General features: G+C 67.5%; 14 protein-coding genes. 11 read left to right on the plus strand and 3 right to left on the minus strand.

From position 1 onward, the window contains the following. Nucleotide 1: 1 nt before the first annotated feature. The 3 genes from ACSQ25_RS09125 to ACSQ25_RS09135 form a co-directional block, all read right to left on the minus strand. The gene (locus tag ACSQ25_RS09125; RefSeq protein WP_436105372.1) at nucleotides 2-1,099 is read right to left on the minus strand and encodes an MBL fold metallo-hydrolase; all 1,098 of its coding nucleotides are present in this window, start codon (nucleotides 1,097-1,099) and stop codon (nucleotides 2-4) included. After that, nucleotides 1,096-2,241, minus strand: coding sequence for an alpha/beta hydrolase (locus ACSQ25_RS09130; protein WP_436105373.1), 1,146 nt, complete (start codon nucleotides 2,239-2,241; stop codon nucleotides 1,096-1,098). Before ACSQ25_RS09130 ends, ACSQ25_RS09125 begins: the two co-directional genes overlap by 4 nt. A gap of 95 nt (nucleotides 2,242-2,336) precedes the next feature. After that, the gene (locus ACSQ25_RS09135; RefSeq protein WP_436105374.1) at nucleotides 2,337-3,050 is read right to left on the minus strand and encodes a hypothetical protein; all 714 of its coding nucleotides are present in this window, start codon (nucleotides 3,048-3,050) and stop codon (nucleotides 2,337-2,339) included. 248 nt (nucleotides 3,051-3,298) lie between these two features. Between ACSQ25_RS09135 and ACSQ25_RS09140 the strand changes: the two genes are divergently transcribed. From ACSQ25_RS09140 to ACSQ25_RS09190, 11 genes are all read left to right on the plus strand, one after another. Continuing rightward, nucleotides 3,299-5,005, plus strand: coding sequence for an MFS transporter (locus ACSQ25_RS09140; protein ID WP_436105375.1), 1,707 nt, complete (start codon nucleotides 3,299-3,301; stop codon nucleotides 5,003-5,005). A gap of 9 nt (nucleotides 5,006-5,014) precedes the next feature. After that, nucleotides 5,015-7,561: a family 20 glycosylhydrolase gene (locus tag ACSQ25_RS09145; RefSeq protein WP_436105376.1), complete on the plus strand. Its 2,547-nt coding sequence runs from the start codon at nucleotides 5,015-5,017 to the stop codon at nucleotides 7,559-7,561. Between the two features lie 202 nt (nucleotides 7,562-7,763). After that, on the plus strand, nucleotides 7,764-10,886 hold the full coding sequence (locus ACSQ25_RS09150; RefSeq protein ID WP_436105377.1) for a TonB-dependent receptor: 3,123 nt from the start codon (nucleotides 7,764-7,766) through the stop codon (nucleotides 10,884-10,886). Nucleotides 10,887-10,947: 61 nt separating this feature from the next. Then, nucleotides 10,948-12,459, plus strand: a complete 1,512-nt coding sequence (locus ACSQ25_RS09155) for a tryptophan halogenase family protein (RefSeq protein WP_436105378.1) — start codon at nucleotides 10,948-10,950, stop codon at nucleotides 12,457-12,459. Then, nucleotides 12,456-15,122: a beta-mannosidase gene (locus ACSQ25_RS09160; protein ID WP_436105379.1), complete on the plus strand. Its 2,667-nt coding sequence runs from the start codon at nucleotides 12,456-12,458 to the stop codon at nucleotides 15,120-15,122. Before ACSQ25_RS09155 ends, ACSQ25_RS09160 begins: the two co-directional genes overlap by 4 nt. Beyond that, the gene (locus tag ACSQ25_RS09165) at nucleotides 15,119-18,424 is read left to right on the plus strand and encodes a GH92 family glycosyl hydrolase (RefSeq protein WP_436105380.1); all 3,306 of its coding nucleotides are present in this window, start codon (nucleotides 15,119-15,121) and stop codon (nucleotides 18,422-18,424) included. The genes ACSQ25_RS09160 and ACSQ25_RS09165 overlap by 4 nt, the downstream gene beginning before the upstream one ends. Nucleotides 18,425-18,576: 152 nt before the next feature. Next, the gene (locus ACSQ25_RS09170) at nucleotides 18,577-19,563 is read left to right on the plus strand and encodes a LacI family DNA-binding transcriptional regulator (protein WP_436105381.1); all 987 of its coding nucleotides are present in this window, start codon (nucleotides 18,577-18,579) and stop codon (nucleotides 19,561-19,563) included. A 23-nt stretch (nucleotides 19,564-19,586) separates the two neighbouring features. Then, entirely contained in the window at nucleotides 19,587-20,801 is a 1,215-nt protein-coding gene (locus ACSQ25_RS09175) for an AGE family epimerase/isomerase (RefSeq protein WP_436105382.1), read from the plus strand. Next, nucleotides 20,794-21,717, plus strand: coding sequence for a carbohydrate kinase family protein (locus ACSQ25_RS09180; RefSeq protein WP_436105383.1), 924 nt, complete (start codon nucleotides 20,794-20,796; stop codon nucleotides 21,715-21,717). The genes ACSQ25_RS09175 and ACSQ25_RS09180 overlap by 8 nt, the downstream gene beginning before the upstream one ends. Then, a complete protein-coding gene (locus tag ACSQ25_RS09185; protein ID WP_436105384.1) occupies nucleotides 21,717-24,122 on the plus strand; it encodes a GH92 family glycosyl hydrolase in 2,406 nt (801 codons plus the stop codon). The genes ACSQ25_RS09180 and ACSQ25_RS09185 overlap by 1 nt, the downstream gene beginning before the upstream one ends. A gap of 31 nt (nucleotides 24,123-24,153) precedes the next feature. Continuing rightward, nucleotides 24,154-25,413, plus strand: coding sequence for a sugar MFS transporter (locus ACSQ25_RS09190; protein WP_436105385.1), 1,260 nt, complete (start codon nucleotides 24,154-24,156; stop codon nucleotides 25,411-25,413). The last annotated feature ends 123 nt before the right edge of the window (nucleotides 25,414-25,536 follow it).

A 25,536-nucleotide genomic window follows, 5' to 3' on the forward strand; every position in this document is an offset into this window, starting at 1 on the left:
GCTATTCCAGGCCTTTCCACCAGTACGGGAAGGTCTGGAGCGGATCGGCCAGCAGGACCGGTTCGCCGATGCGCGGCGTCAGCAGCCGGTAGCGCTTTCCCTTGCTGGCGGCGAGGGCGCGCTCGAAAGGTTCGTCCCAGGCATGGCGCGCCAGGGTGAAACGGCCCGCGTGGCCGCTCAGCAGCGCGCGGGCATTCAGGATCTCGGCCGCGCGCGATGCCTCTTCGGGGTTCATGTGGATGTCGGCCCAGCGGACGTTGTACTGCCCGGCGTCCAGCGCAACGAAATCGAAGCTGTCGAAGCGCCTGGCGATGGCGGCGAAATGCGGCCCGAATCCCGTGTCGCCGCTGAAGTACAGCTTGCGCTGCGGCGTCTGCAGCGCGTAGCTGGCCCACAGGCTCTGGTTGCGCTTCATGAAGCGGCCCGAATAGTGCTGGGCCGGCAGCACGTGGGCCAGCAGGCCGGGCGCGATCTCCACCGTAGCGTGCCAGCTCATTTCCCGGATCTTTTCAGGCGGGTAGCCCCAGTGCCGGAGGTGGGCGCCGTTGCCCAAGCCCGCGATCACCAGGCGCGTCTTCGGCGCGAGCCCTTTCATGGTCCTGTAGTCGAGATGGTCGTAGTGATCGTGCGTGATCAGCACCGCATCGATCTGCGGAAGCTCGTCGATGCTGTAGGGGCTGGTGCCGTCGAAGGCGCGTACCATACCGGGAATGGGCGCTGCGTAGCTGCTGAAGACCGGATCGACCAGGATGCGCTTGCCGCCGATCTGCACGTAATACGAGGAGTGGCCCAGCCACACCACGATATCCTGCGCGAGCGGCAGGCTCGCCAGGTCGGTCTTGACGGACGGTAGCGCGACGGTCGGCGCCGGACGGTCGCGTGGTTCGAAGCGCCCGCGGATCACGGCCATGATGAAGCCGAGGCCGCCCGGACGGGGCGGGGAGGCCACCTCGTTGCGGAATTCGCCGTCGCGGTACTGGGGCGATGCCTGCAGGGTCGCGGGTTCATGCAGCTGTCCGGTCGACGGGTAGATGTAGGCGCACGCGCTGACCCCGGCGGCGCACAGCAAGCCCAGGCCGGGTTTGAACCATCGTTTCATGCCAGGTGCTGCCGGAAGAAGGCGGTCAGCCTGTCAAAAGGAATCTTGTCCAGGCGGTCGTACAGGTCCACGTGGTCAGCACCGGACACGATCAGCAGTTCCCCGGCACCCTGCGCCGCCTTGTAGACATCTTCCGAGTAATAGCGCGAGTGCGCTTTTTCGCCGGCCACCAGCAGGACCGGGCGCGGGGCAATCATCTCGAGGTTGGCTGCCATCGGGAAGCTGAAGAAGGACATGGGCGTCGTGGCCGTCCAGGCGGTCGTCGAATTGATGCCGCGTGGGTGGCAGCCGCGCTTCGTCCGGTAGTAATCGAAGAAGGACGCCAGCACCGGGTCCGGATCCCTGGGCAGGGTCTCGGGAAGAATACGGGTCCCTTTCACGATGTTGCCCCGTTCGTCGAACGGTAGCTCGTGGTAGCCCAGCGCGTACTTGCCGCTCTCGGCATCCTTCCAGCGCTGCTCGCCGAGGTAGTCGATCACTTTGCGGCGCTGTTCCAGCGTATAGCTGTCCCGATGGCTGCGGCTCATACTGCGCGACATGTCATACATGGACGCCGTGGCCACCGCCCTGATGCGCGAATCGCTCGAGGCGGCGGTCAGCGCCATGCCGCTGAAGCCGCAGATGCCGATCACGCCGATACGCTTGCGGTCGACGTTCGGCTGCAGGCCGAGGAAGTCGACCGCGGCGCTGAAATCTTCGGTATTGATGTCGGGCGAGGCCACGTGGCGCGGTTCGCCGCCGCTTTCGCCGGTATACGAGGGGTCGAAGGCCAGCGTGACGAAACCCTGCTCGGCCATGGTCTGCGCATACAGGCCCGAGGATTGTTCCTTCACGGCGCCGAACGGACCGCTGACGGCGATCGCCGCGAGTTTGCCGCCGGCGTTCTTCGGCTGGTACAGGTCGGCCGCCAGCCTGAGGCCGTAGCGGTTCCTGAAGCTGACTTTCCTGTGCTCGACCTTGTCGCTCCTGGGGAAGGTCTTGTCCCATTTGTCGCCGAGCCGGAGTCGCGGCTGCGCCGCAGCCTGCCCAGGTGCCGCCATGGCCAGGCCCAGCGCGACGGCGCCGGTCCCGGTCATTTTGAGCAGCTTGCGGCGTCCGGTATCGGTTCCGGCGCTTGAGTCGTTTTCAGTGTGTGCGTTCATGGTGCTCCAGTCGAGTGAATGTTCTCCCCGATTGTCGCGCGTGCTGCCCACACTGAGTATTGTTGAATTCTTGATGGCCTTATGAGTGGCGCTAATCAATCCAGGTGCGCCGCTTCGACCGCGACCTTGATCGACTTGTAGAAGACCGCACTCTTTGCCTCGAAGCCGGAGTCGATCCCGAAGAAGACCCAGATCTCGCCGTTGGCATTGCTGGCCGCGGTCAGCGGCGCCGTGCTCTTGAGCGTCTTGGTCTGGTACTGCTGGGGTCCGCAATCCTTTACGGCGTTGGCGACGTTGCCAAGCACCTGGGAGGCGGCGCCCGGCGTGGCCTGGTTGCCGCGCTCCAGGTTGACGACGTATTCGCCGCCGGTGAGCACGGTTTTCGGTTCGGTCGGCGCAGCTCCCGCCACGACGTACACGCTTTCGCCGGGTGCGCCGCCGACGCCCACGCAGCCGGACGACTGGTTGGTCGCGATCTCGATCTCGAAGCTGAGCTTGTACTGCCTGGCGGGCGCATAGCCGCTGAACTTCTTCTTATTGTAGATAAACAGGTCGTCGCTGCGATTCGTGCCGCCGGTGTAATAGGCCTGGCCGGACAAGGGAGCGGGCAGGGCGCGCGGCTCCCAGACGACGTCCCTGGGCTCGGTCTCGGCATGGTAGTCGGCATACGCACCCTGCCAACCGTCCGCCGATGTACTAAACACGGTCGCGATCTGCGGCACCGGAGGCGCCGGATCATCGCCACCGCATGCGGCGAGCAGGCAGGCCGTCGTCAGCATGCCCAGAATGAGGTGAGGTTGAGTGGCCATCGGCTGTCCTGTGTCTAATGTGGAAAGTGGAGGATAGGCGAGGCCTGTATCTTGAAATAGGCAAGATTTGTCGAAGACTTGTAACGAATTTGCGGCCGTCTGTATTTGCGCGCCTGTTCACTAAACAGAAGGACCGAAAACCCACTTCCACCGTTATTGCCGACTATTGCGATTAAGATATGTTGCCGACAATGCGCCAGCATGCGGGCTGCGCCGGCGTCATTCAACCTGCGCATCCGAGGCAAGCAATGTCGACACACAACAAGCAGCGCCTGCACCTGCTGTTCCTGACCGCGATCAGCGGCATGGGCGGACTCCTGTACGGGATCGATATCGGCATCATCGATCCCGCCTTGCCCTACCTGCACCGGGCCACCAGCCTCAGCGAAGCGCAGCTGTCGCTGGTGGTGGCGGCGGTGATGGGCGGCTCGATCCTGGGCTCGGTGGTGGCCGGCATGCTGGCCGACTGGCTGGGGCGGCGGCCGATGATGGTGGTCAGCGCGCTGCTGTTCGTCGGCGGCGTGACCCTGATCTACCTGTCGCAATCCTTTATTCCCTTGCTGCTGGGGCGCCTGGTGCAGGGCCTGAGTGGCGGGGTGATCGCGGTGGTGGTGCCGCTCTACCTGGCCGAGTGCCTGCCCGCCAGCCAGCGCGGACGCGGGCTGGCCCTGTTCCAGTTCGCGCTCACGGCCGGCATCGTGCTGGCTGCCTTCATCGGCAACCATTACCTCGGCAACGCCGAACTGGCGATCCAGGCCGCCGGCAGCGATGCCGCCGCCAGCGCCGCCGCAGCGGACCGTGCCTGGCGCAGCATGTTCCTGGCGGTGCTGTATCCGGGCAGCCTGTTCCTGCTCGGCTGCCTGTTCGTGAACGAATCGCCGCGCTGGCTGATCCGGCGCGGGCGCAGGGCGCAGGCGGCAAGCGTGCTGGCGCGCCTGCGGCCGGCGGCGCAGTGCGAGGCCGAGGTGGCCGAGATCGAAGCGGCACTCTGCCAGGAAAGGGCGCGCCCCAAACTCGGCCGCGGCGCGGCGCTGGCCGGGATGCTGACCGAGCGGCGCTACGTGCTGCCCTTCGTGCTGGCCTGCGTGATCCTGGGCTGCAACCAGGCCACCGGCATCAATTCCATCCTGCAGTTCATGTCGACCATCCTGCAGCACGCCGGGCTCGATCCGGTGAGCGCGGCCGGCTACGGCACCACCATCAAGATCCTGAACATGGTGATGACGGTCTTCGCCATCATGCTGGTCGAGCGCAAGGGCAGGGTGTTCCTGCTCAGGATCGGCACCGCCGGCATCATGGTGTCGCTGTGCCTGCTGGCGCTGCTGTTCCACCGCTTCGAAGCCCAACGCGTCGACGTTCGTACTGAGGTGGCGGCCCTGGTGCGCGGCAATGCGCTCGACCTGGATGTGCGCGCCGCCCGCTTTGCGCAGTCCGCCGCCGGGCCGGTGCAGCTGACCATCCTCTACCAATACGGCGACAAACAGCAGTTGGCCGAAGCCTACACCTCCACCCCCGAGGCGTCTGCCCAGCGCATCGCCATCCGGCCTCCCGCGGGCGCTGGTGCGGCGCCCCTGCGGATCCTGCGCGCCAGCTTCGGCCCGATCCCCGACAGGAACAGCGGGCTGCTGGCGGCGCTCTGCATCGCCGGCTTCATCGCCGCCTTCTCGATCGGGCCGGGCGTGTGCGTCTGGCTGGCGCTGTCCGAGCTGATGCCGACCCGGATCCGCTCGGTGGGCATGGGCGTGGCCCTCCTGATCAACCAGGGCACCGGCACCCTGATCGCCGGCGCCTTCCTGCCGATCGTGGGCAACTTCGGCTATCACATGATGTTCCTGTTCTGGGCGGCCTGCACCCTTGTCTACTTCATCACGGCGAGCTTCTTCCTGCCCGAGACCAGGGGCAAGTCGCTGGAAGAGATCGAGCGGCTGTTCGCCCGCACCAGGACGGCCGGCTGAGGAGAACGAATGAAGAAGACGATGATGGGCAGGGCCACGATGGTGTCAAGCCTGCTGGCTGTGCTGATGGCGCTGCAGTCCGTCGCTGTGGCGGCGTCCGAGTTGGCCGATGGCCCCCGCCTGCAGCTGCGCTGGGAACTGCAGCGCAAGCCGGCGGGCCTGCAGCTGCCGCAGGGCGGCTCGCCGGCGCGCTTCATCCTGAGCAACCAGGACAGGCATGCGCTGCCGCCGTCCGGCTGGTCGTTGTACTTCACCGGCATCGACCGTATGCCGGCCGGTGTGCAGTCGCGTGGACTGGTGCTGGAGCAGGTCGCCGGCGGCCTGTTCCGCCTGCGCCCCGGCCCGGATTTCAAGGGACTGGCCGCCGGCCAGACGCTGGAATTCGCCTACCTCCACAGGGATGCGGTGTTCATGCCCTCACGCTCGCCCAGCGGGCCTTACCTGGTCTACGACGCGGCGCCGGATGCGGCGGTGCCGCTCCAGTTCACGGTGGCGACATTGACCGAGCCGGCGCAGCGCGGCAAGGTGGGCAGCCCGCATTCGGCGGTGTCGCCGGAGGATACCTACTGGCGCAATGCGCGCGCCGAGCTGCTGCCCGCGGCCAAGCTGCCGCCGGTCTTGCCGACGCCGCTGCAGTTGCGGCCCGGCGCCGGCCGGCTGGCGCTGGCGGGACGGCCGGCCGTCAGCGCATCCGCGGCGCTGGCCAACGAGGCGGCCTTGGCGCGCTCGCTGTTCCCGGCGGGCCTTCCTGCAGGAGGCGGGCCATCCTTGCGTCTGAGCGTGGGCGCCGTCGAAGGGCAAGCCTCGCCGGAGGCCTACCGCCTCGCGATCGGCAGCGCCGGCGGCATCGACATCATCGGCAACAGCGCCGCCGGGGTCGCCCATGGCCTGCAGACCCTGCGCGAGCTGATGCCGCTGCCCGGCGCGTCGCTGCTCGAGCTCCCGGAGCTGACGATCGTGGACGCGCCGCGCTTCGGCTACCGCGGCTTCATGCTGGACGTGGCGCGCAACTTCCACGGCAAGAAGACCGTGTTCAAGTGGCTCGACCTGATGGCGCGCTTCAAGCTGAACAAGTTCCACTTCCACCTGACGGACGACGAGGGCTGGCGCATCGAGATCGCCGGCCTGCCGGAACTGACCGCGATCGGCGCCGTCCGCGGCCACAGCGCCAGGCCGGGGCTGCGCCTGCAGCCGGCCTACGGCTCCGGCCCCGATCCGCGCGACCCCGCCGGCAGCGGCCATTACACCCGCGCCGACTACATCGAGATCCTGCGCTACGCGAAGGCGCGCCATATCGAGGTGATCCCCGAGATCGAGATGCCCGGCCATGCGCGCGCCGCCGTGCAGGCCATGGAGGCGCGCTACCAGCGCCTGCGGGCGCAGGGGAGCCGCGATGCCTCACGCTACCTGCTCAACGACCTGGAGGACCGCTCCGAGTACCTGTCGGCCCAGTATTTCAGGGACAACGTCATCAATCCCGGACTCGAGTCGAGCTATGCCTTCATCGACCATGTCGTCAGGGAGGTCGCGGCCTTGCACCGCGAGGCCGGCGTCCCCCTGGCGACGATCCACATGGGCGGCGACGAACTGGCCAACGGCGCCTGGGAAAAGTCTCCCGCCAGCCTCGCCATGATGCGCAAGCAGGGGCTCGAGACCAGCGCCGACCTGTGGGACTATTTTTACGAGCGCGTCGACGCCATCGTGCGCAAGCATGGCATGGTGACCTCGGGCTGGGAAGAACTGGCCGCGCGCAAGACACGGCTGGACGGTGCATCGAAGCTGATCCCGAATCCCCGCTTTACCCGAAACGGCTTCATCGCCTACGTGTGGAACAACACGGTGGGCGCCGAAGACCTGGCCTACCGCCTGGCCAATGCCGGCTACGACATCGTGCTCACGCCGGTGACGCGCACCTACTTCGACATGGCCCACAACGCCAATCCGGAAGAACACGGCGTCAACTGGGGCGCCTACGTCGAACTCGACACGGTCTACGATTTCGTCCCCTTCGACATCATGCGGGATGCGCCGGAAGCCGCCCGCATCGGCAAGGACCGCCTGACCGACTACGGCAAGCGCCGCGTGCGCGGCATCCAGGCCAACCTGTTCGCGGAAACCGCGCGTGATCCGGGCCGCATCGACTACCTGGTGATGCCGCGCCTGGCCGCCCTGGCCGAGCGCGCCTGGGCGGCCGATCCGGATTGGGCCACCACAACCGACCCCGTCAAGGCCGCGGTCCTGCAGCGCAGCGCGTGGTCGGGCTTCGTCAACGCGCTGGGCCAGCGCGTGCTGCCGCGCCTCGACCTGGACGGCTCCGATGTGGCCTACCGCATCGCGCCGCCCGGGCTGGTGCTCGACGGAGGCAGGGTGCTGGCCAACCACGTGCTGCCCGGGATGGTGCTGCGCTATACCAGCGACGGCAGCGATCCGACGCCGGCCAGCAGGCCGGTGACCGGGCCGATCGCGGAGCGCGGCACGATCCGGGTCGCGGCCTTCGACCGCAAGGGCAGGCGAGGACCGGTCGCCAGCATCGCGTCGCCCATAGTCGTTTACTAAACGGCGCTAAACTTTCGCCGATTTTTGAAAGTTTATTGATCGCCATTATTTTCGTTTGTATAAATACTCTCCTATGGAATGAAGGGTTCCAGCGAGCTGCAAGCACCGTCGCGAGGGTTTTAGTAAATCCTCAGGATGCACCGCGATGCCTGCCGCAATTCCAAAAAAATAAACCCGACATCGGGCACATCAGGAGACACGCATGACCTCAAGGACTCAACTCGCATCGCGGCAATTCCTTTTCCGCGCCACCCCGATCGCCATGGCGGTCGGCCTCGCTCTGCTATCCCTTTCCAACGCCCACGCGCAAACCGTGCCGGCCGCGAATGCGACCGATGCGCCGGTAGAAAAACAGGCCGAGGCCGACGCGGCGGCCACCGTGGTCGTCACCGGCTACCGCTATGCGATCGAGAAAAGCCTCGACCAGAAGCGCAATGCCAATTCGATCGTCGAGGTGATCACCGCCGAAGACGTCGGCAAGTTCCCCGACAAGAACGTGGCTGACGCGCTGCAGCGCGTGCCGGGCGTGGTCGTCAGCCGCAGCGGCGGCGAGGGCAAGAACGTCAGCGTGCGCGGCCTGTCGTCGGAACTGACCCTGACCCAGCTGAACGGCAACTACGTCGCCACCGCCGAATCGAATGGCGATCCGACCCGTTCCTTCAACTACATGCTGATGCCGTCGAACATGCTGTCCAGCGCCGAGCTGTACAAGACGCCGGAAGCGCGCCTCGACGAAGGCGGCATCGGCGGCACCGTGATCCTGCGCACCCGCCGCCCGCTGGACGTGGAATCGGGCAGCGGCTTCATCAATGCCGAAGGCACCTGGGCCGACACCACCAAGAAGGCCGACGGCCAGCTCTCCGGCCAGTATGCCTGGCACGACGAGAGCAAGCGCTTCGGCGTGCTGGTCGGATTGACCAAGCAGAAGCGCACCACCCGCACCATGGGCGCCAGCACCGAAAACTGGCAGTGGTATGGCGACAACTACCGGACCAACCCGGCGACCGACGTCAACGGCAAGGAATCAGACCTGAACTCCTACTGGTGGGGCCAGTCGGGCTTTTACGACCAGAACGGCAAGTACTACACGAACTTCATGATGCCGACCTCGGTCAACCTGAACGTCAAGAGCGAGGAGCGCGAGCGCAAGGGCGGCCAGCTGACCCTGCAGTTCAAGCCCCTGCGCAACCTGAACCTGACGGCGAACTACTTCCGCTTCGACCTGTCGCAGAATTCCCAGACGAATACCCTGAAGGTCCCGGAATGGAACCTGGCGCGCTATGACGGCGATGGCAACTGGCCGGGTGGACGCCTGCTCGACGGTCTCAGCTTCGACCCGAGCGGCACCATCGTCACCGGCGCCCAGTACAGCGCGCGCCCCGGCAAGACCTATTACTGCAGCGGCGATGCGGCCAAGGCCGGTGGCCTGACCAACACCGGCGGCTTCGGCCCGGACGACTGCACCATTCCGACCCCGCAGATCACCGGCAGCTACAACCGCGAGAAGGCGCGCTCGCAAGTCTTCGACTTCACCGCCGAATGGCGCGGCGAGTCGTTGGACGTCAACGTCACGGCCGGCCGTACCTGGGCCGGCGGCGGTCCGGAACTGCAGTTCGGCATGCCGATCAAGCCGCGCCGCCAGAATGCGGACGGCAGCTGGGCCCTCGGCAACACCGCCAGCGCCTGGGACCTGTCCGGCACCCCGACCATGACGTTTGCGCCGGCCCTGATGCAGAACCTGCAGAACGGCATCGGCGAGATCGACCTCGGCTCGACCTCGTCTTCCTGGACCCGCAACAGCACCCAGCAGAAATTCGCCCAGGCCGATCTCACCTGGCGTACCGACAGCAACTGGCTGGATTCGCTGCAGTTCGGCGCCAAGTACCGCGACGGCGGCACCAGCCGCAGCACCGGCAACAACTACTGGGTGTGCAAGGGGGCCAGCCCGGCCGACTACGACAAGCGCTACCAGGCCGGTTGCGACTCGACCGCCAGCCGCTTCCAGCCATCCTTCCTGTACTCGGAATCCCTGGGCAACCTGGCTGGCGGCATCAAGACCAGCGCCTTCCCGGCGATTAACTACCCGGCCTACATCGCCCACCTGGATGCGACCTACGGCGCGATGCAGACCCGAAACGAAGAGAACTTCGTCTACCACGTCGACGAGAAGATTTCTGCGGCCTACCTGCAGGCCAACATCAAGATGGAGCGCCTGCGCGGCAATCTCGGCCTGCGCTATGTGCGGACCAGGCAGCATGCGGACTCGACCGATCAGGTCGAAAGCTACAACGACTACTTCTACAACGGTGCCAACGGTGCGCCCGCGCCTTGCCGGGCGGGTGGCCTGCCGGCGCTCGGCGCACCGGCCGGTTCCGGCTGCACCAGCGGCTTCACCAGGCTGCCGGACAGCACCGCGCGCAAGTCGTCCTTCGAGATCAGCTCGCTCGACCGCACTTATAACGACGTGCTGCCGAGCCTGAACCTGGCCTATGAGCTGAGCGATACTTTGCTGCTGCGCGGCGCCGCGTCCAAGGTGGTGGCGCGTCCGAGCTACGGCGACATCGCCTTCCCGGGCGGCCTGAACTACTACAGCCAGGAATACGTCAACGACCGCCGCCTGATCGGCGGCGGCGACCAGCAGGGCTGGTTCGGTTCGGGCAGCAACAAGAACCTGGAGCCCTACAAGGCCACCCAGTACGACCTGGGCCTGGAATGGTACTTCGACCGCGGCTCGGTCCTCGGCGCCGGCCTGTTCCGCAAGAACGTGAGCAACTTCGCGGTGCCGGTGGTGGTCGACATGTCGATGGAGATCGCCGGCCAGACCGTGACGGTGCAGAACTACTCGACCAGTGCCGGCGGCCGCGACGCGGTGTCGCAGGGCGTCGAACTGTATGCGCAGCACACCCTGCAGTCCGGCCTCGGCTTCCAGGTGAACTACACGTACAACAAGACCAACCAGGCCGCCATCACCCTCGAGGACGGCACCGAGATCGGCAAGTCGCCGCTGGTCGGCAGCGCCAAGAACCAGCTCAACCTGACCGTGTTCTACTCGACCGACAAGTGGCTGGCACGTGCCTCGTACAACCGCCGCGGCGAAGTGGTCAACGGCCTGGTCAACGGCTTGAACGTCTATGAAGAACCGTACAGCCAGATCGACCTGAACGTGGCCTACAACTTCACCAAGCATCTGAGCCTGACCGCGTCGGTGCTGAACCTGACCGAGGAAGAAACCCGCGCCCACCTTGGCAACGATACCAAGGACCGCTTCTTCTCCAACGGCTATGCCGGCCGCGTCGTGTATGCGGGCCTGAACTACAAGTTCTGATCCCGCAGCAATGCCCCCGCGCCGCCAGGCGCGGGGTTTTTGTCATTTTCAGGACGGGGCAATGGACAGGATCAACAACATCACCATCGTCGGCGGCGGCAGTGCCGGCTGGATGGCCGCGGCCGCACTGGCCACTTACCTGGGCAAGGGAACGGCGATCCGCCTGATCGAGTCCGAGGAAATCGGCATCGTCGGCGTCGGCGAGGCCAGCGTTCCGCACATCAGGATGTTCAACGGACAGTGGCTCGGCATCGACGAAGCCGAGTTCGTCAAGCGGACCCAGGCAACCGCCAAGCTGGGCATCCAGTTCAATGACTGGGGCCGGATCGGCGACAGCTACATCCACGGCTTCGGCGCCATCGGCCGTTCGCTGGGGCCGCTGCCCTTCCACCAGTTCTGGCTCAAGCTGCACCTGGCGGGGCGCGCAGGCCCGATCGGCGCCTACTCACCGCAGACCGTGATGGCGCCGCAGGGCAGGTTCGCGCCCGGCGACCGCAATGCGCCGCCGAATTCGCCGCTGGGTGACATCGCCTATGCCTACCATTTCGACGCCACCCTGTACGCGCGCTTCCTGCGCGAGCTGGCCGAGGAGCGCGGCGTGCGCCGCATCGAGGGCAAGATCGTCGGCGTGAAGCGGCGCGCCGCTGACGGCTTCATCGAATCGGTGATGCTGGAGAACGGCGAAGCCGTCGGCGGCGAGCTGTTCATCGATTGCTCGGGTTTCCGCGGGCTGCTGATCGAGGGCGCGCTGGAAACCGGTTACGAAGACTGGAGCCATTGGCTGCCCTGCGACCGCGCGTGGGCGGTACCCAGCGAAAGCACGGCGCCGATCACCCCGTATACCCGCGCCAGCGCCCAGGCCGCGGGCTGGCAGTGGCGCATCCCGCTGCAGCACCGGACCGGCAATGGTTACGTCTATGCGAGCCGCCACATCAGCGACGACGAGGCCGCCGCGACCCTGCTGGCGAACCTGGACGGCAGGGCGCTGGCCGATCCGCGCCAGTTGCGCTTCACCACCGGCATGCGCAAGAAATTCTGGAACAAGAACGTCGTGGCCCTCGGGCTGGCCAGTGGCTTCCTGGAGCCGCTCGAATCGACCAGCATCTACCTGGCGCAGTCGGGCATCACGCGCCTGCTGGCCCTGTTCCCGCGGCGCGACTTCGATCCGCTGCTGGCCGACCGGTATAACCGCGAGTCCGCCTTCGAGTACGAGCGGGTGCGCGATTTCCTGATCCTGCACTACCACGCGACCGAACGCGACGATTCGCCGTTCTGGAATGCCTGCCGCAGCATGGACATCCCGGACAGCCTGCGCGAGGCGATCGCCCTGTTCCGTAGCGACGGGCGCTATTTCCGCCACGGCGAGGATTTCTTTGCGCTGCCGAGCTGGGTCCAGGTGATGCTGGGCCAGGGCATCCTGCCGCGCGGCTATCACCCGATCGTGGACGAGATGCCCGAGGAGAAGCTGGTGGAATACGTCGAGGGCATGCGCAACACCCTGGCGCAGGCCGTCTCCACCATGCCGAGCCACCAGGAATGGATAGCCCGCTACTGGAAGGCGGCCGCGCCATGAAGCTCGCTCGACTGATGCTGTGTGCCGTCCTGGCGCTTGCCGCGGGCATGGCCATGGCGGCCACGCCGGGGCAGCTCGTCCTCGACAAGGGCTGGCGCTTCCGCCTCGTCCCCGGCCATGCGCAAGCGCCCGCCCATCCCGAAGCGACGGAATGGCACGCGGCATCGGTGCCCGGCACGGTGCACACCGACCTGCTGGCGCACCGCCTTATCCCAGATCCCTACGTGGGCGCGGCGGAAGCCGGCCTGCAATGGATCGGCCTGGCCGACTGGGAATACCGCAGCACTTTCGACGTTCCGCGCGCCATGCTGGCCAGGGCGCGCAGCGAGCTGGTGTTCGGCGGACTCGATACCTATGCCGAAGTCTGGCTGAACGGCGAGCGGCTGCTGGCGGCCGACAACGCCCACCGCACCTGGCGCGTGCCCGTACAGGGCAAGCTGCGCGCGACCGGGAACGAACTGCGCATCGTGTTCCGCTCGCCGATCGCGGCCCTGCTGCCCAAGGTGCAGGCGATGCCGCACAAGATCGCCGGCAATTACCCTTCGCCCTATGGCGACGAGCCCAAGGACGCCATGACCGGCAACTTCGCGCGCAAGCCCGCCTACCACTACGGTTGGGATTGGGGACCACGCTACGTCACCGCCGGTATCTCGAAGCCGGTTGTCCTGCAGGGCTGGGATGCGGTGCGCGCCGACGACCTGCAGCTGCGCCAGGACCGTGTCGATGCGGCGCGCGCCGACCTCGTCGCGATCGCCACCCTCGATGCCGTGCGCGCCGGCACCTTCGCGCTGCGCCTGTGGCAGACCGCACCCGACGGCAAGCGCCGCCTGGCAGCGCAGCGTCGCGCCGACCTGCGCGCGGGAGCGAACCGCATTGACTTGCCAGTGCACGTCGACCAGCCGCAACGCTGGTTCCCGAACGGCTACGGCGCCCAGCCGCTGTACCGCTATGAGCTCGAGGTCGGCGCCGGCAGGGCCACGGTCGCCAGGATCGCCGCGCGCACCGGCCTGCGCAGCGTCGCGCTGCGCCGCGACCCGGACGGGCAGGGGAGCAGCTTCTACTTCGTCGTCAACGGCATTCCCGTGTTTGCCAAGGGTGCGAACAGCATCCCCTTCGACATGTTCCAGCCGCGGGTCAGCAAGGCGCAGCTGCGCCGGGTGCTCACATCCGCACGCGATGCCAACATGAACATGCTGCGCAGCTGGGGCGGCGGCTACTACGAAAACGAGGATTTCTATGCGCTGGCCGACGAGCTCGGCCTGATGGTGTGGCAGGACTTCATGTTCGGCGGCGGCATGCAGCCGGCCTATGACGCCGCTTTCCGCGCCAGCGTGGTCAGCGAAGCGCGCGACCAGGTGCGCCGCCTGCGCAACCACCCCAGCATCGTTCTCTGGTGCGGCAACAATGAAGAAGAGATCGCCTGGAAGTACTGGGGGCATGGCAAGACCCTGAAGGCGGCCGACCCGGCCTTCGCCGACCGGGTCTGGCGAGGCTACGTCCAGCTGTTCGGCAGCGACCTGCGCCAGGTGGTCGCGGAAGAGGGCGGCGGCATCGGCTACTGGTCCAGTTCGCCCGGCGACGATCTGCGCGACCCCGCCAACACGCCGGCCAGCGGCGACATGCATTACTGGGAGGTGTGGGGCAATCCGGCGCATCCGGTGACGAAGTACCTGGACCTCACGCCGCGCTTCATGTCCGAGTACGGCCTGCAGGCCTGGCCGGTGCAGCGCACGATCGACGCCTTCGCCACGCGGGGCGAGCAGGGCATCGCGACGCCGGTGGTCGAGGCGCACCAGAAGTTCATGGCCGGAAAGGGCAACGAGCGCTTGATGAAATACGTGCGCGACGAATTCGGCGAGCCGAAGGATTTTTCCGATTTCGCCTACCTGAGCCAGGCCATGCAGGCCGAGGGCATCGAGCTGGCGGCACTGCACCACCGCGCCAGCCGCCCGTTCACCATGGGCTCGCTGTACTGGCAACTCAACGACGTCTGGCCGGGCGCGTCCTGGTCGAGCGTGGACTGGTTCGGGCGCTGGAAGGCGCTGCACTTCCATGCGCGCCGCTTCTTTGCGCCGGTGGCGGTCGCCGCCCTGCGCAAGCCCGGCGGCACGACCACGGTCAGCCTGCTCAACGACCGCACCCGGCGGATTGGCGGGACGCTGAGACTGCGGCTGATGGGCCTCGACGGCAAGGTCTTACGCGACGAGCGTAACCAGGTCGACCTGGCGCCGTTGTCTGCCACCAAGGCGGCAACCTACCTCGATGCCGACCTGCTCGGCGGCGCCGATCCGGCGTCCACCGTCGCGGTATTCGATCTGCAGTCAGAGGACGAGCCGGCGGCGCGCGCCGTGGTCTATTTCGCGGCCGCGAAGCAGATGGTCTGGACGTCCGCCGGCCTGCGCGCGGAACTGCGCCGCGACGGCGATGGCCAGGTCCTCGACCTCACGGCATCCAGGCTGGCACGCGCGGTCTGGATCGACTTCGGCGATCTCGATGCCGAACTTTCCGACAATGCGCTGAGCTTGCTGCCGGGCGAGCGGGTCTCGCTGCGCGTGACATCCGCCGCCGCCACCGAGGCCTTGCGCGCCGCCCTGCGGATCCGGTCGCTGGCCGACGCCGTGCAATCACCAATGCTTTTACCCAGGAGTTCTCCCGCACCATGATGCCGACTTCCATGCGCGGGCCCTTGCCGGCCCTGATCCTGCTGCTCGCCAGCGCTGCCGCCGGCGCGGCCGACACCCGCTTCGCCACCTCGTTTGAATCCGGCGATCCCGCCCCTGTCACCCTGGCAGCCGACGGTGTGCGGGTGGAGCCGGGCAGCGGCCCGGAACGTCCCTATGCGGCCAAGCCCAAGGCCGGCTACAGCGGCACGCGCGCCCTTCGTTATGCAGCCGAAGGCGGGGGAGGGCGGCTGCAGCTGTACCAGGTCGACATCCTCATCGCCGAGGACACCACGCTGTCCTGGAAAGTGCTGCCGGAGATCGTCGGCGCACATCCGGAAGCTTCCACCGGCGTGTCGCTCGACCTGGTGCTCGACGACGGCAGCCGCATTTCCAGCCTGGGCTTGCGCGACCATCATGGCGCGGGGCTCGGCGCGGCAATCCAGGCGCAGTCGAAGACGCTGTATCCGCAGCAGTGGGCGCACAAGGCGGTCAGGCTGGGCGCCTTGAAGGGGCGCCGCATCCGCGCGATCGAAGTCGAGCTGCGGCCCGCGGGCGGGGCTGCTGCCAGCGGCTGGCTCGACGATATCGTCATCGGCGAGCAGGCCAGGATGTCCGTCGCCCGTCCATCCGACTACGTGCTGACCACGCGCGGCACCCAGGCCAATGGCAGCTTCTCGCGTGGTAATAACATCCCGGCCACGGCGATGCCGCATGGCTTCAATTTCTGGACGCCGGTCACCGACGCCGGCACGCTGGGCTGGCTGTATCGCTGGAATGAAAAGAACGATGCCGACAACCGGCCGCGCCTCCAGGCGCTGTCTCTCAGCCACCAGCCCAGCCCCTGGATGGGCGACCGCCAGACCTTCCAGGTGATGCCCTCGAACGCCTCCGGGCGCCCGGACCCCGACCGTGCGCGCCGCGCGCTGCCGTTCTCGCACGAGCGCGAGCTGGCCCGCCCGCATGTTTACCGTGTCGATTTCGACAACGGCATCCGCGCCGAGATCGCGCCCAGCGAGCGGGCGGCGATCTTCCGCTTCCGCTTCCCGCGCGAGGGCGACGCCAATCTCCTGTTCGACAACGTCGATGCGCGCGGCGGCCTGATCCTGGATGCGGCCACCCAGACCCTGCAGGGCTACACCGATACGCGCAGCGGCCTGTCGAACGGCGCCGCCCGCATGTTCGTGTTCGCCCGCTTCGACCAGCGCTGGCGCGACAGCGGCAGCCTCGAGACCGGCCGCCCGAACGGCTACGTCAAGTTCGCCGCCGACGACGGCGAAGTGCGGATGCGCATCGCCACCTCCCTGATCTCGGTGGAGCAGGCCCGCCGCAACCTCGACCAGGAAATCGGCGACGCCGGCTTCGACACGGTGCGCGAGCGCGCCCAGGCGGCCTGGGATGCCCTGCTCGGACGGGTGAAAGTGCAGGGCGCCAGCGAGGACCAGCTGACCACCGTCTATTCCAATCTCTACCGCCTGTTCCTGTACCCGAACGTGGCCCACGAAAATGTCGGCAGCGTGCAGCGGCCCGACTGGCGCCACGCCGACCAGAGCAACTGGTCCGACAAAAACACTTCGGCGCCCGTCCGCGCCGGTAAAACCTACGTCAACAACGGTTTCTGGGATACCTTCCGCACCACCTGGCCGGCCTATGCGCTGTTCACGCCGCAGCGCGCCGGCGAGATGATCGACGGCTTCCTGCAGCAATACCGCGACGGCGGCTGGGTGGCGCGCTGGTCCTCGCCGGGCTATGCGGACCTGATGGTCGGCACCAGTTCCGACGTGGCCTTCGCCGATGCGTGGCGCAAGGGCGTGCGCGGCTTCGATGCGCGCCTGGCCTACGAGGCTGCCCTGAAGAACGCCAGCGCCGTGCCGCCGGTATCGAACGTCGGCCGCAAGGGCCTGGGGCGCTCGATGTATCGCGGTTACGTCGAATCGAGCGTCCACGAAGGCCTGTCGTGGACCCTGGAGGGCGCGCTCAACGACTTCGGCCTGGCCCGGTTCGCCGAGGCCCTGGCGCGCGAAGAGCGCGATCCGGCGCGGGCGCGCCGCTACCGCGAGGAAGCGGACTACTTCGGGGCCCGTGCCGCCGACTACGTCCACCTGTTCGACCCGGCCACCGGCTTCTTCCGCGGCCGCGACGCCGGCGGCCAGTGGCGCCAGCCGGCCGCCGGCTTCGAGCCGCGCGAGTGGGGCGGCGACTACACCGAGGCCAATGCCTGGAATTTCGCCTTCACCGTGCCCCATGACGCCGAGGGCCTGGCGACACTGATGGGCGGGCGCGAGGCGCTGGCGCGGCGGCTCGACAGCTTCTTCGCCACCCCGGAAACCGCCGAGCGCCGCTTTGCCGGCAGTTATGGCCAGGTGATCCACGAAATGACCGAGGCACGTGACGTCCGCATGGGCATGTACGCCCACAGCAACCAGCCTTCGCACCACATCCCCTGGATGTACGTCGCCGCGGGACAGCCGTGGAAGACCCAGCGCCTCACGCGCGAGGTGCTGGGCCGGCTCTACCTCGGCAGCGAGATCGGCCAGGGCTATGCGGGCGATGAGGACAACGGCGAGATGTCGGCCTGGTACAGCTTCGCGATGCTGGGCCTGTATCCCTTGCGGATGGGCGCCCCCGAGTATGTGATCGGCTCGCCCGCCTTCGAGCGCGCCGAAGTCCGCCTCGACAACGGGCGTACGCTCACCGTCATCGCCCACGGCAACAGCCCCGAGAACGTCTACGTGCAGTCGCTGAAGGTCAACGGCAAGCCATGGAACCGGCCCTGGATCGGCCACGAGCAGATTGCCGCCGGTGCCACACTGGAATTCACGATGGGCAGCGCGCCCTCGGCCTGGGGCAGCGATCCCGGCGCCTTGCCCCCATCGATGAGCAAGCCAGGCCGCCGGCCCGCCGTCATGAAGGACCGCTCCGGCAGCGCGCGGGCGGTCACGGTGGAGGTTGGCAGCACCGCCGCCGCGCTGGTCGACGACGATGCCGCGACCGTGCTGTCGCTGCCGGCACGGGCCGGCGTCGGCTTCGCGTTCGCCGATCCGGTCGCCGTCAGCCACTACACCATCACCGGCGGCAGGACGCCGCCGGCGCAGCTGGCATGGACGCTCGAAGGCCGCGACGCCAAGGGCCGCTGGACGACGCTGGACCGGCGCCGCGGCGAAGCCTTCGCGTGGGAGCATCAACTGCGCCCCTTCCGCATTGCCAAACCAGGCGCCTACCGCGAATACCGGCTGCGCTTCGAGAATGGCGCGGCCTTCGAGCTGGCCGAGCTCGAGTTGCTGAGTTCGGGGTCTGTTTACTAAAACAAGCTAAAAACAGCGTCGATCGGCCCGCCGTGATTGACGCTCGTAAATCGCGACTGCTATAAGAACTACCTAAGAAGAACGCAGCCATCAGCGTTTAATAAAATGAATAACGGAGACTTTTTCATGCACAGTATTTCGCTGGTGCAGCCATGAGCGAGGTGACCCTGCGCGACATCGCGGAAGATACCGGGATGTCGATCGGCACCGTGTCGCGTGCACTGAAGAACCAGGCCGGCATGACCGAAGCGACCCGCGGCAAGGTGCGCGAAGCGGCGCTGCGGCTGGGCTACGACTTCAACCAGCTCAAGAAAGGGCGCATCCGCCGCATCGCCTTCCTGCTGCACAGCCAGCACAACACCCTGGCGTCCAGTCCTTTCTATTCCCCGGTGCTGCACGGCGCGGAAGAAGCCTGCCGGCGCGAAGGCATTGCGCTGTCCTTCATCGCGGTCGGTCCGGCAGAACCGGTGCTCGGGCTGATCCGCCTGCACCAGCCGGATGCCTTCCTGTGCGCCGGCTTCTTCGAGCCGGAAGTGCTGGCCGTCCTGCAGCAGGTCGGCAAGCCAGTGGTGCTGGTCGACATGCACCGCCGCGGTTTTACGTCGGTCAACCCGGACAACGTGCGCGGCGGCTACCTGGCCACCCAGCACCTGCTGCGCTGCGGCCGCAAGCGCATTGCCATGCTGTCCGGCTCGCTGGCCCACTACAGCATCCAGCAGCGCAACCGGGGCTTCCGCCAGGCCCTGTTCGACGCCAAGGTCCACGCCGATCCGGCCCTGGAAGTCATCGTGCCCACCATGGGCGATGGCGACGAGGCCGTCGTGGAAGCCATGCGCAGCCTGCTCAGCCTGCCGAAACCGGCCGACGCGGTGTTTTGCTACAACGACAGCACGGCACTGGCCGCCATGAAGTACTGCCTCAACGAGGGCATGAAGATCCCGCACGACATCGCCATCGTCGGCTTCGACGACATCGCCGCCGCCGCTGCCGCCATTCCCCCGCTCAGCACGATCCGCGTGGACAAGGAAGCCCTGGGCCGGGCCGGCGTCGAACTCCTCCTCAACAAACCAGAAGAAAACCCATCACAGATCACCGTGCCGGTCGAAATGATCGTGCGCGAGAGCAGCTGCGACGACTAACGCACCCCAGACCACCACTCGACATGTCCACATTCCCGAACTTCCGCAGCCCGACCGTGCTGCTCGACCATGCGCGCCACACCATGCGCTTCTACCACCCGCGCGCGATCGACCCCGCCGGCGGCCTGTTCCACTTTTTTAAAGACGACGGCACGGTCTACGATACGCGCCAGCGCCACCTGGTCAGCAGCACCCGCTTCGTGTTCACCTATGCCATGGCTTACCGCCATTTCCAGGACCCGGCCTACCTGGAGGGCCTGCGCCATGCCCTGCGCTTCCTGCGCGCCGGGCACCGCGATCCCATCAGCGGCGGCTATGCCTGGCTGCTCGACGGCGACAAGGTGGCCGACGACACCCAGCATGCCTATGGCCTGGCCTTCGTGCTGCTGGCCTATGCCCATGCCACGATGGCAGGGCTGGAGCAGGCGCGGGTCTGGATCGGGGAAAGCTTCGAGCTGATGGAAAAGCGCTTCTGGGATCCGCAGGCCGGCCTGTATGCCGATGAGGCCAGCCGCGACTGGACGCTGTCCGGCTACCGTGGACAGAACGCCAACATGCATGCCTGCGAAGCCTTGCTGGCAGCTTACAATGCCACCGGCGAGCGCCGCTACCTGGAGCGCGCCTACACCGTGGCTGACAACATCACCCGGCGCCAGGCCGAGCGCTGCGGCGGCCTGGTCTGGGAGCACTACGACGCCCAGTGGCAGCCCGACTGGGTCTACAACGTCGACGATCCGGAAAACCTGTTCCGCCCGTGGGGCTACCAGCCCGGCCACTTCACCGAATGGGCCAAGCTGCTGCTGCAGCTCGAGAAGCGCGCACTGGGCGTGCTGGAGCAGGACCTGGACTGGCTGCTGCCGACCGCCGAGCGCCTGTTCCGTGTCGCTGTGGAGAAGGGCTGGGACGCCCAGTACGGTGGCCTGTGCTATTCGCTGGCGCCCGACCTGTCGGTGTGCGACGCCCACAAGTATTTCTGGGTACAGGCCGAGAGCGCGGCGGCGGCGGCCATGCTGGCCCAGCGTACCGGCAATGCCGAGTACTGGGACTGGTACCAGCGCCTGTGGGAGTACAGCTGGACCCACATGGTCGACCACGAGCACGGCGCCTGGTACCGCATCCTGGACCGCCAGAACCGCAAGCTCAGCGACGAGAAAAGCCCGGCCGGCAAGGTCGATTACCACACCATGGGGGCCTGCTACGACATCGTCGCGGTGCTGAAGGAGGGCGGCCATGACTGAGGCGCCGCAGTTCGTGTGCGCCGGCGAGGCGCTGACTGACATGATCCACCAGGGCGACGAACAGTGGGTGAGCCGGGTGGGCGGCTCGACCTGGAACGTGGCGCGCGCGCTGGCGGCACTGGGCGAGCCCACGGCCTTCGCCGGCGCGATCAGCCGCGACCGTTTCGGCGACGCCCTGTGGGCGGCCAGCGAAGCGGTGGGCCTGGACCTGCGCCTGACCCAGCGGGTCGACCGTTCGCCCCTGCTGGCGGTGGTGGAGCAGGGCGAACCGCCGCGCTACTTCTTCATCGGCGACGACAGCGCCGACCTGCATTTCGATCCGGACCGGCTGCCGGCCGGCTGGCCCGATGCGCTGCGCTGGGCCCACTTCGGTGGCATCAGCCTGGCGCGCGAACCACTGGCCTCCAAGCTGGTGACTCTGGCGCGCCAGCTGAAGACCCGCGGCGTGGCGATCAGCTACGACCCCAACTACCGCAACTTGATGGACGAGCGCTACACGCCGACCCTGCAGGCGATGGCGGCGCTGGCCGACCTGATCAAGGTCTCCGACGACGACCTGCGCGGCTTGTTCCCCGGCCTTGGCCTTGACGAGGCGCTGCTGCGCCTGCGTGCCCTCAACCCCGACGCGATGTGCCTGCTCACGCGCGGCGGCCAGGGCGCCAGCCTGCTCCACGGCGGCCATCGCTGCGATGCGCGCGCACCGGCAGTCGACGTGGTGGACACGGTCGGCGCCGGCGACGCCAGCGCGGCCGGGCTGTTGCACAGCCTCGCGCGCCACCCCGGCCGGCCGCTGCAGGCCCACCTGCACGCTGCGCTGGCAGCCGGTTCCGCCGCCTGCCTGCAGGCCGGCGCCACCCCGCCGCAGCCGGAATCCATGCAGCGATTGTTCGAACTGCTCGAAGGAGAGGTAATCTGATGCGCCAAGCCCGTTTCGCTTCATTCCTGCTGCTGGCCTGCCTGCTGCCGGCAGTGGCGTGTGCCAACCCGACGCCGGTGAACACCTTCATCGGCACCCAGGACGAAGGCAATACCTTCTCCGGCGCCTCCGCGCCCTTCGGCAAGATCCAGGTCAGCCCGATCGCCGACCATTACGCCGGCTACCGCTACAGCGACAAGCGCATCCGCGGCTTCGGCCACTCCTTCGTCTCCGGCGCCGGCTGCTGGGAGCAGGGCGGGCAGCTGTCGGTGCTGCCGGTCACCGGCAGCATCCAGCCGGGCGGCGACTTCGATACGGGCAAGCCGGGCAGCTTCGACCACAAGAAGTATGCCGCCGAGTACAGCCACGACGACGAAGTCGGCCAGGCCGGCTACTACAAGGTCAGGCTCACCAGCTATGGCGGCATCACCGCCGAATCGACCGCGCTGACCCGCGCCGCGGCCGAGCGCTACACCTTCGCGCCCGGCACCGCCACCGGTCACCTGCTGCTCAACCTGGGCCAGGCCAACGAGCGCCATTCCGTCATCGGCAGCGAGCTCAGGATCGTCGACGAGCGCAGCGTCGAGGGCCGGATCGTCACCAGGAGCTTCTGCGGCGGCGCCAAGTACACCACCTGGTTCCGCATGGTGTTCGACCAGCCTTTCGCCGCGAAGGGCATCTGGGATGACCGCGGCGGCTGGCCCGGCGCGAACGGCCCGAGCCAGCAGGGCGAGGCCAAGCCGCACGGCGTCTGGCTGAGCTTCGACCTGAAGAACGGCAAGGCGGTCACCGCCGTCAGCGCGATCTCGCACGTGGACGCCGAAGGCGCCAGGATCAACCTGAAGGCGGATGGCATGGCGAACGGCCGGCCGCTGAGCTTCGACGCCATGAAGGCGAAGTCGCAGGCCGAGTGGCAGCGCGAGCTGGGCAGCGTGCGCATCGAGGGCGGCAGCCATGACGACCGCACCGTGTTCTACACCGCGCTCTACCACGCGCTGCTGCAGCCGATGACCGGCAACGACGCCGATGGCCGCTACCGCGGCTACGACGACCGCATCCACGTCGCCAAGGACTGGACCTACTACGAGTACTTCTCGCTGTGGGACACCTACCGCGCCCAGAACCAGCTGATTGCCCTGCTGCGCCCGCAGCGTGCGCGCGACATCGCCAATTCGGTGCTGAAGATCCGCGAACAGAGCGGCTGGCTGCCGCGCTGGGGCTATGCCAGCTTCGAGACCAACATCATGACCGGCGATCCGGTCACGCCCTTCCTGGTCGACCTGTGGCGTTACGGCGCCCTGAAGGGCCGCGAGAAGCAGGCCTATGCCGCGCTGCGCGAGAACGCCTTCGGCGTGCCGGCCTTCTCCATCCGTCCGCAGGGGCGTGCGGGCAACCCAAGCTACCTGCGCCAGGGCTTCGTGCAGTATGACCGCAGCTTCATCTCCAAGGGCATGGACACCGACCCGCACCACGGCGCCTCCGCGACTCTCGAATATGCGCTGGCCGACGGCGCGCTGGCGCAGATGGCGAAAGCGCTGGGCCACACGAAGGATGCGCAGCTGCTGGCCCAGCGCGCCCTCAACTGGAAGAAGGTCTGGGACCCGTCCGTGGTCGACGCCCCGACCGGGCAGCGCGGCTTCCCCCGTCCGCGCCTGGAAGACGGCAGCTGGTTCGCCGACGTCGGCAGCGGCTTCGACCCGCGCGGCGACCACGGCTTCCACGAAGGCACGGCCTGGCAGTACCAGTGGCTGGTGCAGCAGGACGTGCCGGGCCTGGCCGCGGCAATGGGCGGGACCGCCCAAGCCCTGCGCCGCCTCGACCAGTTCTTCGACTACGAGGCCGTGCTGGCCGACCCGAATGCCGTCCGCAAGTCCTGGGTGGTGGGGCCGTACAGCTATTACAGCCAGTTCCGCTACAACCCGAACAACGAACCGGACCTGCACGCGCCCTGGATGTATACCCTGATGGGCCAGCCCTGGAAGACCACCACGGTGCTGCGCGGCGCGGAAACCCTGTTCACCAACGGTCCCGGCGGCGTCACCGGCAACGACGACCTCGGCACCATGTCGGCCTGGTACCTGTTCAGCGCACTGGGCCTGTATCCGGACCTGCCGGGCAGCGGCCGCTTCCTGCTGCACGCGCCGCGCTTCGCGCGTGCCGAGATCGACCTGCCGCAGGGCCGCGTGCTGCGGATCGAGGCGCCTGGCGCCAAGCCCGGCGAGCGCCGCTTCGTGCAGGGTGTAGAGTGGGCGGGGCGGCCGCTGTCGCGCGTGTGGCTGGACTGGGAGCAGCTGCAGGCCGGCGGCACCGTCGGCTACCGCCTCACGGCGCAGCCGGACAGCGCAGGGTGGGGCACGCGCGCCGCCGACCTGCCGCGTCCGCCCGCCGGCCTGCAGGCAAAATAAAACATAAACGACATCGACACCAGGAGACAGCATGGCAAACATGGTCAACAACTTGGCGCCCGCCGCCCCCCATGAGGGGGCAGGGACGGCGCAGCAGGGAAGCAACCGGAACGCACTGGTGATCGTCACCATCCTGTTCTTCATGTGGGGCTTGATCACCTCCCTCAACGACGTCCTGATTCCGCACCTGAAGGCGATCTACACCCTGACCTATGTGCAGGCGATGCTGGTGCAGTTCTGCTTCTTCGGCGCCTATTTCATCGTGTCGCTGCCGGCCGGCGCCCTGATCCGCCGCATCGGCTACCAGAAGGGCGCCGTGGCCGGGCTCCTGATCGCCGCGGCCGGCTGCGCGCTGTTCTATCCGGCTTCGTTCAGCGGCTACGGACTGTTCCTGTTCGCCTTCTTCGTGCTGGCATCGGGCATCACGGTGCTGCAGGTGGCGGCCAATCCCTATGTGGCGGTACTCGGTCCGGCGCGTACGGCATCCAGCCGCCTGACCCTGACCCAGGCCTTCAACTCGCTCGGCACCACCATCGGCCCGGCAGTCGGCGGCCTGCTGATCTTCTCGGCCGCCGGCGCGGCCGTGGCCGCGGATGCGGCGAGCGTGCGCGGTCCCTACCTGGCCCTGGCCGGCGCCCTGGCCGTGCTGGCGGTGCTGTTCCTGGCCGCCAGGCTGCCGACCATCGCCGAGAGCGAAGACCTGCCGCTGGCGGGCGAGGGCCATGGCTCGGCCCTGGCGCATCGCCACCTGGTGCTGGGCGCGATCGGGATCTTCCTGTACGTGGGGGCGGAAGTCAGCATCGGCAGCTTCCTGATCAACTTCCTCGGCGAGTCGCATATCGCCGGCCTGTCGCACGCCGACGCCGCGCACTACGTCAGTATCTACTGGGGCGGCGCCATGGTCGGCCGCTTCATCGGCTTCGCGGTGATGCGCGTGGTCAGCCCGGGCAAGACCCTGGCCTTCAATGCCTTGGCGGCGATCGCCCTGGTGCTGGCCGGGACCTTCGGCGAGGGCGCCGTCGCGATGTGGGCGATCCTGGCCGTGGGCCTGTGCAATTCGATCATGTTCCCGACCGTCTTCAGCATGGCGCTGCACGGCCTCGGCAAGTACACGGGGCAGGGTTCGGGCATCCTGTGCATGGCCATCGTCGGCGGCGCGATCGTGCCCTTCGCACAGGGGGCGCTGGCCGATGCCATGGGCGTGCAGGCATCCTTCCTGCTGCCGGCGGCCTGCTATGCCTTCATCCTGTATTTCGGCGTCAAGTACGCGTCCATGTACGCCGCGCAGTAAATCTCGGAGGAAGCCGGGCTGCGGGCCTGAGCTATTGATATGCCGGATACCACGAATCGGAAGGTCCGATTTGTGGATGGACTAGGGCGCCGGTACATTACGTCATCGCTATTGCCGAAAACG

The sequence above is a fragment of the Massilia sp. LjRoot122 genome, from assembly GCF_964252725.1.
Lineage (GTDB): Bacteria > Pseudomonadota > Gammaproteobacteria > Burkholderiales > Burkholderiaceae_D > Telluria.

What these genes read in the sequence shown, in the direction of transcription:
- ACSQ25_RS09125 (WP_436105372.1), bottom strand. Translation starts at nt 1,099, where the DNA reads ATGAAACGATGGTTCAAACCCGGCCTGGGCTTGCTGTGCGCCGCCGGG.
- ACSQ25_RS09130 (WP_436105373.1), bottom strand. Translation starts at nt 2,241, where the DNA reads ATGAACGCACACACTGAAAACGACTCAAGCGCCGGAACCGATACCGGA.
- ACSQ25_RS09135 (WP_436105374.1), bottom strand. Translation starts at nt 3,050, where the DNA reads ATGGCCACTCAACCTCACCTCATTCTGGGCATGCTGACGACGGCCTGC.
- ACSQ25_RS09140 (WP_436105375.1), top strand. Translation starts at nt 3,299, where the DNA reads ATGTCGACACACAACAAGCAGCGCCTGCACCTGCTGTTCCTGACCGCG.
- ACSQ25_RS09145 (WP_436105376.1), top strand. Translation starts at nt 5,015, where the DNA reads ATGAAGAAGACGATGATGGGCAGGGCCACGATGGTGTCAAGCCTGCTG.
- ACSQ25_RS09150 (WP_436105377.1), top strand. Translation starts at nt 7,764, where the DNA reads ATGACCTCAAGGACTCAACTCGCATCGCGGCAATTCCTTTTCCGCGCC.
- ACSQ25_RS09155 (WP_436105378.1), top strand. Translation starts at nt 10,948, where the DNA reads ATGGACAGGATCAACAACATCACCATCGTCGGCGGCGGCAGTGCCGGC.
- ACSQ25_RS09160 (WP_436105379.1), top strand. Translation starts at nt 12,456, where the DNA reads ATGAAGCTCGCTCGACTGATGCTGTGTGCCGTCCTGGCGCTTGCCGCG.
- ACSQ25_RS09165 (WP_436105380.1), top strand. Translation starts at nt 15,119, where the DNA reads ATGATGCCGACTTCCATGCGCGGGCCCTTGCCGGCCCTGATCCTGCTG.
- ACSQ25_RS09170 (WP_436105381.1), top strand. Translation starts at nt 18,577, where the DNA reads ATGAGCGAGGTGACCCTGCGCGACATCGCGGAAGATACCGGGATGTCG.
- ACSQ25_RS09175 (WP_436105382.1), top strand. Translation starts at nt 19,587, where the DNA reads ATGTCCACATTCCCGAACTTCCGCAGCCCGACCGTGCTGCTCGACCAT.
- ACSQ25_RS09180 (WP_436105383.1), top strand. Translation starts at nt 20,794, where the DNA reads ATGACTGAGGCGCCGCAGTTCGTGTGCGCCGGCGAGGCGCTGACTGAC.
- ACSQ25_RS09185 (WP_436105384.1), top strand. Translation starts at nt 21,717, where the DNA reads ATGCGCCAAGCCCGTTTCGCTTCATTCCTGCTGCTGGCCTGCCTGCTG.
- ACSQ25_RS09190 (WP_436105385.1), top strand. Translation starts at nt 24,154, where the DNA reads ATGGCAAACATGGTCAACAACTTGGCGCCCGCCGCCCCCCATGAGGGG.